This is a genomic window from Legionella dresdenensis (genome assembly GCF_042649825.1).
GTDB classification, from domain to species: Bacteria; Pseudomonadota; Gammaproteobacteria; order Legionellales; family Legionellaceae; genus Legionella_C; species Legionella_C dresdenensis.
This window is the reverse complement of sequence record NZ_JBHSAB010000002.1, coordinates 122,443-133,536: the sequence shown is the minus strand read 5'-3', so window position 1 is coordinate 133,536 and position 11,094 is coordinate 122,443. Positions and strand designations below refer to the sequence as shown.

The following is an 11,094-nucleotide window of genomic DNA, read 5'->3' as shown; positions in this document are numbered from 1 at the left end:
GGAGTCAAGCATAACCTTGATGAAACAAGTATCTCAATCAGGGAATAAAAACACACTTTAGCAACTATTATTGAGTTGATTACTGGAGTCAAGGGTAGCCTTGATGCAGTGTAGCGTAATCAAGGTTTTCATTTAAAGGAAATGTTGGGCTTTACAGCCCACCTACTGTGGTTTTATTGCCAGTTTTAATGCGGTAATTGCCAATCGCCTGCCCAATTTTTTAGCCAATGTAATTTCATCGTCAGTCAATGGGTTTTTGCCTTCAATCCCTGAAACATGGGAAGCGCCATAGGGGGTACCGCCGGTATGGGTGTTATTCAAGGCGGGTTCAGTATAAGGGATACCCAACAGGACCATGCCATGATGTAATAAAGGCAGCATCATGCTGGTCTGTGTTGTTTCCTGACCGCCATGCATTGATGATGTTGAGGTAAAAACAGCTGCCGGTTTGTCTACCAAATCACCGGCCAGCCAAAGGGGTGTTGTGGTATCAAGAAAATATTTCAGCGGCGCTGCAATATTACCAAAACGGGTCGGACTGCCTAATGCCAGGCCATGACAATGCCTGAGATCATCCAAAGTCGCGTAAGGCGCCCCACTGTCAGGCACGGGACTTGATACGGCTTCACAAGTCGTCGAAACCCGCGGCACAGTTCTTAATCGGGCTTCAACCCCGTCGACTCCTTCAATTCCGCGCGCGATATACTGGGCAAGTTGCGCGGTAGAACCATGACGGGAGTAATATAAAACCAGAATGTAAGGTAAAGCCATAATGCAAATCCTCTTTAGTGACCCCTGCTTAATTCGGATGACAGCAATGATCATTTTGTGTACAATAACAAGTCTGTTTCGGTAAAGGAGTGCTTTTATGTCAAATCCGTTGATTGCTATCTCTCGCAGACAAGCACTGTCCTTTGCCGCGTTTCTGGTACTTTACCAATTTTTAACCTATATCGCTAATGATATGATCATGCCGGGCATGCTTCATGTTGTACAGTCATTTAATGGTCCAGAGTCTGCGATTGCCACTTCATTGACTGTCTATATCCTGGGTGGGGCGAGTCTGCAATTATTTTTAGGCCCTGTTTCCGATTCGGTCGGCCGACGACCGGTTATGTTGTTTGGCGCATTATTGTTTTTCGTTTTTACCGGTTTTATTGCCTGTTCAAATTCAATGTTTCAATTTCTTCTCGCCCGCTATTTTGAAGGAATGGGTTTATGCTTCATCGGGGTTATCGGGTATGCCACTTTACAGGAAATTTTTGAAGAGATGGCGGCGATACGGTTAACAGCGATATTAGGCAATGTTGCTTCACTAGCCCCACTGCTAGGGCCGCTGGCCGGTACAATTTTTATTTTATATTTTAACTGGCGCGGCATTTTTATCTGCATAGCCGTGCTGGCATTAGTCGCATTCTGGGGGTTGTGGCGCTTTATGCCTGAACCAGTCGGCGCAGTGAAACATGATGGTAAAGAGATTCCCAAAACTCCCCTGGCGCCTGGCATTGTTGCTAAAAACTATAAACTCTTGTTGACTAACCCGGCATATCTGAGCGGCGCTATCGCAGCAGGCCTGTTAAGTGCGCCCTGCGCTGCCTGGATTGCTATATCGCCTGTTATTATTGTCAGCGAGGCCAAATTGTCTGTCCTGACTTATGCATTATGGCAACTGCCTATATTTAGTGCGGGTATTTTTGGTAACTGGTGTTTACATTATTTGACTAAACGCTACAGTATCAAGCAAATTATTACCTTCGGCAGCACTATAACCGTTATTGGCCTTACCGTGACTGCATTGGCACCGCTCGCGTTCGGCAAGGATTTCAGATGGCTGATGCCAGGCTTCATTATTTATGGATTTAGCCTTGGCATAGCATCGGCACCGCTTAACCGGTATATATTATTCTCAACGCCTGTCAGCAAGGGTACGGCTTATGCCATGATTAGCCTTATCAGCATGTGTTGTCAGGCAATTGGTATTGAGATTGCAAATTATTTTTATGCCGGTCATGATAACAGTTATTTTGGTTTATACTGTTTTGCAACCGGATTGGTCTACGCTGCAGGCGTAGCCGGCGCTTTCAGCCTGCCTCGCTATCATGAGAAGGATTTGCTGGGCGCCTCCGCCAGCTAAAATATAATAACAAGAAGGCTTAAGCCCCATGGATTGGAAACAAGGTATTACAAACAGATGTTACAAATTACAACGCTTCATTCGCTTTGTGGTGACTCATTTTATTGAAGATGATTGCACATACAGGGCTTCTGCATTGGCATTTACCAGCTTATTGGCAATTGTGCCATTAATGACTGTGGGGCTTAGTCTGATGTCATCGTTTCCGGCTTTCCAAAACCTGAGTACGCCAATCCAGAATTTTATTTTTGAGAACTTTGTGCCGGCAACCGGGAAAGTAGTGCAGAATTATTTACAGCAGTTTGTTTCCCAGGTTTCTCATTTATCCGTTTGGGGTATTATCTTTCTGTTTGTCACGGCCTTATTGCTGATGTTTACGATTGAGCGTTCGATGAATAAAATCTGGCGCATCCATAATCCCCGTGAAGGCGTTGCCGCATTTTTATTATATTGGGCGATTTTGTCGCTGTCGCCGATCTTTCTCGGACTCAGCCTAGCAGCAAGTTCCTATATTATTTCAATGCCCTTATTTCAAAATAACCACACCCCTCCGATTTTATTTAATACCTTGCCGGTTTTATTATCCCTGATTGGCTTTACCTTTCTCTATGTGATTGTACCTAACCGTTCTGTACGTTTCTGGCATGGTTTAGTCGGCGGGATATTTGCAACCACTTTAATTGAATCGGTCAAACAGGGGTTCATTTTTTATTTATCGCGTTATGACACCTATCAATTACTGTATGGCGCTTTTGCCACCGTGCCGATTTTTTTCGTATGGATTTACTGGGTATGGTTAATTGCCCTTTTGGGAGCGGAGATTAGTTATGCACTGTCAGTGCATCACGAACGGCGGGAAGGGCCGCCGATCGATGGCTTTTCACATGCATTATTGTGGTTATATGAGCTGTGGCAACAGCAAAAAGATGGCCTGGGGTTATCGCAGGAGCAGCTCATTGATCGAATACCACGGCCCTTTCTGATTGATCCCGAGCACATGCTTTATGAATTAATTCGCTTGAACCTGATTCATTGTGATGATAACCGGCATTATCTGTTAAGCCGGGATTTGCATGAGATAAACCTTTACTGGTTAAGCGAGCACTTAGCTTATCCCTTGCCGCAACTTGAGGACAACCATCGTCTGTTACCAGCGGGTTGCGATAAGATTTTTATCGAGAATGACAGGATGATGCAAAAATCATTATCACCCAGTCTGGCGGAATTGTTTTCTGAAAACTGAGGTCATCTCATCCCCCTGCCATTAAGTTAAGGATACTGTCATTCCCGCGAAGGCGGGAATCCATCTTCCAAGCTAGCTCCTTACCTTGTTTGATGGATGGATCCCCGCCTTCGCGGGGATGACAAGCTTTGTTGAATCTTGATTTATTCAACAAAGCCCAGCGATGACAAATAAGGAACTATAAAATATATTTGGCCAAATCCTCATCAGCAACCAGTTTACCCAGATGTTCATCTACGTAGGCATGATCAACACGAACGCTTTCGCCGGATCGATCAGTTGCTTCATAAGAGACGACTTCCAGTAATCGCTCCATAATTGTATACAGACGGCGTGCGCCAATGTTTTCGGTTCGCTCGTTAACCTGCCATGCAACTTCGGCAATTCGGCGAATACCTGACTCATCAAATTCAAGCTGTAAACCTTCCGTTGCCAACAAGGCAATGTACTGCTCTGTCAAGGACGCGCTAGGCTCAGTCAGGATGCGAACGAAATCTTCAACACCGAGAGCGCTTAATTCAACTCTGATAGGTAATCGACCTTGCAGTTCAGCAATCAGATCAGACGGTTTGGCTACGTGAAATGCGCCTGAAGCAATAAATAATATATGATCCGTTTTGACCATACCGTACTTGGTAGAAACCGTACAACCTTCCACCAGGGGTAATAAATCGCGCTGCACGCCTTCGCGTGATACATCACCGCCCCCGCCTTCAGCACGTTTCGCAACCTTGTCCAATTCATCAATAAATACAATACCATTTTGCTCAACGCTTTCGATTGCGCGAACTTTGATATCTTCTTCGTTAATTAATTTGGCTGCCTCTTCTTCACGCAATATTTTCATCGCTTTGCTGATTGGCAATCGACGGCTTTTGGTGCGCCCACCGCCAACCTGCTGGAACATGGCCTGCAATTGGCTGGTCATTTCTTCCATACCAGGCGGCGCCATAATTTCCACTCCGATTGGCGATACTGCTATATCTATTTCAATTTCATTATCATCAAGCGTGCCTTCGCGTAATTGTTTACGGAAAACCTGACGGGTTGAATTGTCTTTTTCAGCGGGCGTTAAGCCATGGCGTGCTGGTGGTAATAAGGCATCCAGAACTCGCTCTTCTGCGGCGTCTTCCGCCAGATTCTCAACCTTTTTCATCGCCATTTCACGTTCCTGCTTGATTGCGATATCAGCAAGATCACGGATGATAGAATCTACATCACGGCCAACATAACCTACTTCAGTAAATTTTGTCGCCTCAACCTTAATAAATGGTGCCTGAGCCAGTTTTGCCAATCGCCGGGCAATTTCGGTTTTTCCAACGCCTGTAGGGCCAATCATCAGGATATTTTTAGGCATAATTTCATTACGCAGTACTTCATCCTGAATCTGCATCCGACGCCAGCGGTTACGCAACGCGATTGCAACTGCTCGTTTTGCTTCATCCTGCCCAATAATATGCTTATCCAATTCCTGGACAATCTCACGTGGGGTCATAGTCATGTTATTACTCACAGTCGCTATCCAATTCTTCTATTGTTAAATTCAGGTTGGTATAAATACATATTTCACCCGCTATTCCCAGACTTTTCTCCACGATATCCCGAGCAGATAATTCAGTATGACGCAGTAAGGCACGGGCAGCAGACTGGGCAAAAGGACCGCCGGAACCAATTGCAATCAATCCTTCTTCCGGTTCGATCACATCGCCATTTCCAGTAATAACCAAAGACGCTTTGCTATCAGCAACAGCTAATAACGCCTCAAGCCGTCTTAATATTCTATCGGTACGCCAGTCTTTAGCCAGCTCAACCGCGGCGCGTACCAGATGGCCCTGGTGCATTTCCAGTTTGCGCTCAAAACGCTCAAACAAAGTAAATGCATCGGCCGTACCGCCGGCAAACCCTGCAATGACTTTATCTTTATAAAGGCGCCGGACTTTTTTCGCATTGCCTTTCATTACTGTGTTGCCCAGAGTGACCTGGCCGTCACCGCCAATAACGACTTTATTTCCGCGCCGTACAGACAATATGGTGGTACCGCAATATTGTTCCAAAACTATTCCTCAAACTTTGATTCAGGATAAAGAAGATGGGGGTGAATCACTAAAAAACAATAGTCCAGCATGAATTATTTTCAGGCATGACAGTGATTACAGTAACCTTTTAATTCAATAGCATTTTTTTCAATATTAAAATTATTATTAAGACCAAGCTGTTTTAGTAAATTATGAATATGCTTGTCGCATGCCTCCAGAATCCGGTGACAGGCATTACAAACCAGTAAAATTTCTGAAACGGGGTGTTCATCAGGCTTGCGGCAAAGGACATAGGATTGAATCGACTCTATTTTATGAATCAGTTTGCACTCAACCAGATAATCCAGTACCCGATAAACCGTTGGCGGTTTTGAATTTTCCTGGGTAAGGTGCAATTGGCTTAAGATTTGATAAGCTTTTAAAGGTTTGTCGGAAGACCATAAAATATACAGAATCCGTTTTCTCAGCGAGGTCAAACGATAATCAAGCAATTTGCAAAAAGCTATAAACTCAGCCGGGTAGGCTGCATTATTTAGTGATAAAGGAAATGCCATGCTGCAACTGTTCAACTCCTAAATATTCAGCCAGGCTTTGCCCGACATCAGCAAAGGTATCCCGGCGTCCAATAAACCGCCCTGGTGTATTATTACCAAACACAAGCACGGGTATATGCTCGCGGGTATGATCAGAACCCGGGAATGTCGGATCGCAACCGTGATCAGCTGCAATTACAACCAAATCATTGTCATTCAGCTGTGCCATTAATTCCGGCAACCGTTTGTCAAACTCTTCGAGAGCATGCGCATAACCGGTTGTATTCCGCCTGTGGCCATATGAAGAATCAAAATCGACAAAATTGGCAAAAATCAAACTGCCTGCCGGTGCAGTAGCCATTGCCTCGACAGTTTTATCAAACAACGCCATATTGCCATCCGCTTTAATCGTTTGGGTAATACCCTGATGAGCAAATATATCCGCCGTTTTTCCAATCGCAATCACTTCACGGCCAGTGTTTTTTAACACATCAAGCAAAGTTGGCGCTGGCGGTAAAGTTGCATAATCACGTCGGTTAGCAGTGCGTTTAAAAGAACCGGGTTCGCCAATAAAGGGCCGTGCTATTACCCGGCCAATCTGATATTCATCAACAAGTTTACGGGCAATTTCGCATATTTCATAGAGCCGTTCGAGTCCAAAATACTTTTCATGAGCCGCAATCTGAAAAACACTGTCAGCAGATGTGTAAACAATAGGCTTACCGGAACTGATATGCTCCTCGCCATACTCATCTATCACTTCGGTACCGGAAGCATGTTTTAAAGCCAGTACGCCCGGCAATTTTGCCTGGACAACAAAATCATTAATTAACTGCTCGGGAAAACAGGCTGACTGATCCGGGAAATACCCCCAATCAAAAGTCACTGGAACACCAGCCAGCTCCCAATGCCCGCTTGGCGTATCTTTTCCAAGGCTTTGCTCTACCGCATAGCCAAAATAACCTGTGGGTTGTTCAAGTGTTGCCAAATCAATAAAATTAATGCCTGAGCTTGCAACTGCAGCATGATACATACCATATTTCGCCAGATTGGGAATAGTAAGCTTTCCACTCCGCAAGCCGTCCTGATCAGCTTTACCCTGCTCACATGCCTGATAGATATGTACAAAGGTATTGGCGCCTTCATCGCCGTAGCGTGCGGCATCGAGGCTTGCGCCTATTCCCAGGGAATCCATTAACAGTATACAAACTCTGCCTGTCATCATTTAACCTTCTATGTCGTTATGTCTGCCATGTGTCTCTTTTAATCCAATTAAGGATAGCAGAGCCAAAACAAGGCCTATAAGTAAGATCATAGCTGCATATTGGTAATCAGCAAGTGAGTAAACGGGTACACCGTCTACTATCTGCATGTCGCCATGACTGGTTAGCAAGGCGGTGAACAGATTCTGATAAACCACATATCCGCCTTGGGTTAAAAGCGAAATAACACTGACTGCGGTTGCAGTAATTGCCGCCGGGCTACTCTCAGCGACCAACGCATAACTGATAATCTGCGCGGCTGTGAAAAAGCCGAGCAGAAAGAATAAAATCTTCATGGCTACGAATGAAACCGGAAGATACAACACCGCTAACAGCGTCAGCAATGAAGCAATCACTCCTACTTTCATGGGCAACACCCGCAGAGCAAGTTTGTCGGAAATCCAGCCTATAACCGGTCCGCCCACAATCGCCCCCAAAAACAGCATGGAGTTTATTATCGAAGCGTCCTCTTTTGATATCCCCATACGCTGGACAAGATAAAGCGACCCCATCATTGCTCCAAAAACAGCAATAGCCATATTCATCAGGCTGGTATAAGCTGCTGCTTTCAGGTTTTGACGATTGAGATAAGCCTGTTTGGCATTAGCCCATACATTGTTATAGCGCGCTGCTTTTGCCGGTTCATTGTCAGCTTTATCAACAATACCAAAAAGCATAAATACCAACATAATAAAACCGAGCCAGCCAACATACACCAGCGCATCGCGCCAGCCTACCTGATTAACCAGCCAGGTAAGCGGGTATTGAGCCAGGAAACCGCCAGACATGGCCAGCGTCACGATAACGCCGGTTACTAATGCCATTTTGCGCGGCGGGAACCAGCGGGAAGCAATTCGGATTGGCCCCAGAAAGCAGAAAGCGCTGCCAATACCGGTAATGAAGCGGCATATCAGCGCAACATAGAACGAATGGGCATGAGATAAAATGAAAGTACTGATTACGCACAGAGACATGGCAACCATAATGGTTTTTTTGGCTGAAACCTTATCCAGTACACCCCCGGCAACAAACAGAAAGATTACATTTGAAAGATAATAAATGCTTGACAAATAAGCCATTTTATCAGCCTGCACGTTAAAATCGCGCATAATGCTGTCAGCAATGGAGGCAAACATATTGCCCTGAATGAACTCATAAAAGAAAAACAAAGAAGCACTGAAACATACCAGCCAGGGTAACATGATTTCAGAAAAACTGCTTGTATCCTTGTAATCTTCTGCCATTTGCATTCATTACTCCTTACATTGATCGTTTACAGTATGTTTCATAAGTTAACAGCACTGCAACTAAAGCTAATACTGCCGCCCCCGGGAACATCCACATTGCGTATTGAAAATCAGCAATTGAATATTGGTTGGCCAAACCGGCATGTTGCTGCATCATCCAGCCAAACAAGACCTGGCCTACTCCGCCGCCGCCCATAATCAGCACCGAAGCAATTCCAGTAGCCGCACCGGTATTTTTAGCCGTATTACTTTCGGCAATTAGTGGATAACTGATTACCTGAGTACTGGTAAAAAACCCGAGGGCGAAGAACAACAAACCAAGCTGGAACTGGTTTAGAGCAATATCCATAAACAGGGGAATCACGGTAATCAACGTTGCGGTCGCCCCCATAAGCATCAGAGGTTTGCGCTTGCCCTGATGATCAGATATCCACCCGACCAGTGGGCAACCAATAATGCTTCCAATAAAAATAAGACTTACAACATTACTCGATGAGATTTCCGTCAAACCGTGCACAACCTGCAAATAACTGGCTCCCCATAAGGCGCATAATACCATGATGGGCAAATTCAAAAAGGAGGTATAAAGTCCAGCCAGCCAGGTCTGACGGTTTTTAAGCGCCTTGATAAAACCAGGAAGAACCGCTTCGTGTACGCCCTGATTGGTTGTTCGCACTGGATCAGGATAATCACGCACAACGCATGCTATCCAGATCAGAAGCCCAGCGCCAACCGCACCATCAATCAGGAGTGAATTACGCCAGCCGTAGTGCTCGTTCAAATAAGCAAACGGAGTATGCGCCATCATTCCACCCATAAATGCCATGGTAACCAGCAGCCCGATAACAAAAGCCTGACGGCGCGGGGGAAACCAGTGCGAAACCAGGACAACGCAGGATAAAAAGCAAAATGCGTTGCCAATACCTGACAGAAAATGGAAAAAACAGGCGAGAGCAAATGAGTTGGTCAGAGCAAAACCTATAGTACCAAACACACAAATGGCCATGGCGGTCATAATGACTTTACGCGGCGAAAATCGATCGAGAATAATCCCGGCAGGCAATAAAAACAGGATATCAGCCCACAGGTAAGTACTGGACATCCAGCTTAACTGGGCTGCATCAAGATTAAAGTCATTACGTAAGGGATGATTGATAACATCAAAGATATTAAGCTGAAAAAACTCATAAAAGAAAAACAAACCAGCTGATAAACACACCAGCCAGGCTTTCAAACCACCACGAGGAACTACCGCCTCCGAGTCGAGTGTTAATGAGTCAGACAACATGTCTCCTTGGGTTTGGGCTGCAAAAATTGCGTCAGATTATACCAAAAAGGCCAGTAAATTGGTATCTTTATCGCGGATTATTTTAACCCTACAGTAATGGGTAGCAGGTTGAACCGCATCAAGGCTTCTACAGTTGCAAATAGTGAATAGACATTCTAACCTTAATGCTTACTACTAACATTATGGAGCTATTATGATCCCTGTCAAAGGATATGCAGCCAGGAATGCTACAACGCCTCTTGCCCCTTATAATTTTGAACGCCGTGATGTCGGTGAGCATGATGTACTGGTTGAAATTAAATATTGCGGGATTTGCCATTCTGACATCCATCAGGCGCGTGATGAGTGGGGCGGTTCACTGTTTCCTATGGTACCAGGCCATGAAATTGTTGGGGTTGTGACTAAAACAGGCAGTAAAGTCACCAAATTCAAAACGGGTGATAACGTTGGTGTTGGTTGCTTTGTCGACTCGTGCCGTCGGTGCAGCAGCTGTAAAGAAGATCTGGAGCAATATTGCGAAGAAGGAATGACTGCAACCTATAATAGCATGGAACGTGACGGTAGCCGGATCAGTCAGGGCGGTTACTCTTCTGCTATTGTAGTGAACCAGGACTATGTTTTAAATCTGCCTGATAATTTACCCCTTGATGCAACTGCCCCTTTATTATGTGCAGGCATTACCCTTTATTCCCCACTTCGACACTGGGGCGCAGGACCTGGCAAAAAAGTTGCGATTATTGGTTTAGGCGGTTTGGGCCATATGGGGGTTAAACTTGCGCATGCCATGGGCGCTGATGTGACAGTGCTAAGCCATTCAATGAAAAAAGAAGCGGATGCCAGGCGTCTGGGAGCCGATCATTTCTATGCCACGTCTGATCCGGCTACCTTTGAAAAACTTGCCAGTCATTTTGATTTGATTATCAATACGGTTTCATTGCAATTAGACTGGAATGCCTATCTCACCCTGTTAAAAAGAGACGGTACTATGGTTATCCTCGGGATTCCAGAGAAACAAATCCCAATCGGTGCATTCTCACTGGTAGGCGGACGCCGCAGCCTCGCTGGTTCTCTGATTGGAGGGATTAAAGAGACGCAGGAAATGCTTGATTTCTGCGGCAAGCATAATATTACTTCTGATATTGAACTGATTCCAATACAGCAAGTTAATGACGCTTATGAACGCGTATTGAAGAGCGATGTCCGTTATCGCTTTGTTATTGATATTGCGAGTATTAATCAGGATTAAATGTTTCTCTAATTTTGTCATTCCCGCGTATCCTGCATTTGAATAGTTTACCTATATGAAATAACATACGATGCTGACGCAGGGAATGAACTGTTTGATATTAAA

10 protein-coding genes are annotated in these 11,094 nt (G+C 45.0%); 3 read left to right on the top strand and 7 right to left on the bottom strand.

Annotated features, from left to right (window positions below):
• Positions 1 to 162: 162 nt before the first annotated feature.
• Positions 163 to 771, bottom strand: coding sequence for an NAD(P)H:quinone oxidoreductase (gene wrbA / locus ACFORL_RS03295; RefSeq protein WP_382341074.1), 609 nt, complete (start codon positions 769 to 771; stop codon positions 163 to 165).
• 97 nt (positions 772 to 868) lie between these two features.
• On the opposite strand from wrbA, the gene ACFORL_RS03290 reads away from it, so the two are divergent.
• Positions 869 to 2,134 (top strand): MFS transporter, encoded by a 1,266-nt coding sequence (locus ACFORL_RS03290; protein WP_382341072.1) that lies wholly within the window; start codon positions 869 to 871, stop codon positions 2,132 to 2,134.
• Positions 2,135 to 2,162: 28 nt separating this feature from the next.
• A complete protein-coding gene (locus ACFORL_RS03285) occupies positions 2,163 to 3,377 on the top strand; it encodes a YihY family inner membrane protein (protein ID WP_382341070.1) in 1,215 nt (404 codons plus the stop codon).
• Positions 3,378 to 3,555: 178 nt separating this feature from the next.
• On the opposite strand, the gene hslU is transcribed toward ACFORL_RS03285, so the two are convergent.
• The 6 genes from hslU to ACFORL_RS03255 all read right to left on the bottom strand — a co-directional run bounded on the left by hslU (position 3,556) and on the right by ACFORL_RS03255 (position 9,740).
• Positions 3,556 to 4,878 (bottom strand): ATP-dependent protease ATPase subunit HslU, encoded by a 1,323-nt coding sequence (gene hslU / locus ACFORL_RS03280; protein WP_382341068.1) that lies wholly within the window; start codon positions 4,876 to 4,878, stop codon positions 3,556 to 3,558.
• Between the two features lie 4 nt (positions 4,879 to 4,882).
• Positions 4,883 to 5,431 (bottom strand): ATP-dependent protease subunit HslV, encoded by a 549-nt coding sequence (hslV, locus tag ACFORL_RS03275; protein ID WP_382341066.1) that lies wholly within the window; start codon positions 5,429 to 5,431, stop codon positions 4,883 to 4,885.
• Positions 5,432 to 5,511: 80 nt separating this feature from the next.
• Positions 5,512 to 5,967, bottom strand: coding sequence for a Fur family transcriptional regulator (locus tag ACFORL_RS03270; protein WP_382341064.1), 456 nt, complete (start codon positions 5,965 to 5,967; stop codon positions 5,512 to 5,514).
• Positions 5,942 to 7,168 (bottom strand): phosphopentomutase, encoded by a 1,227-nt coding sequence (locus tag ACFORL_RS03265; protein ID WP_382341121.1) that lies wholly within the window; start codon positions 7,166 to 7,168, stop codon positions 5,942 to 5,944. Before ACFORL_RS03265 ends, ACFORL_RS03270 begins: the two co-directional genes overlap by 26 nt.
• A 3-nt stretch (positions 7,169 to 7,171) precedes the next feature.
• On the bottom strand, positions 7,172 to 8,458 hold the full coding sequence (locus ACFORL_RS03260) for an MFS transporter (protein WP_382341062.1): 1,287 nt from the start codon (positions 8,456 to 8,458) through the stop codon (positions 7,172 to 7,174).
• Positions 8,459 to 8,468: 10 nt separating this feature from the next.
• Positions 8,469 to 9,740: an MFS transporter gene (locus ACFORL_RS03255; RefSeq protein WP_449280255.1), complete on the bottom strand. Its 1,272-nt coding sequence runs from the start codon at positions 9,738 to 9,740 to the stop codon at positions 8,469 to 8,471.
• 196 nt (positions 9,741 to 9,936) lie between these two features.
• On the opposite strand from ACFORL_RS03255, the gene ACFORL_RS03250 reads away from it, so the two are divergent.
• A complete protein-coding gene (locus tag ACFORL_RS03250) occupies positions 9,937 to 10,989 on the top strand; it encodes an NAD(P)-dependent alcohol dehydrogenase (protein WP_382341058.1) in 1,053 nt (350 codons plus the stop codon).
• Positions 10,990 to 11,094: the final 105 nt, after the last annotated feature.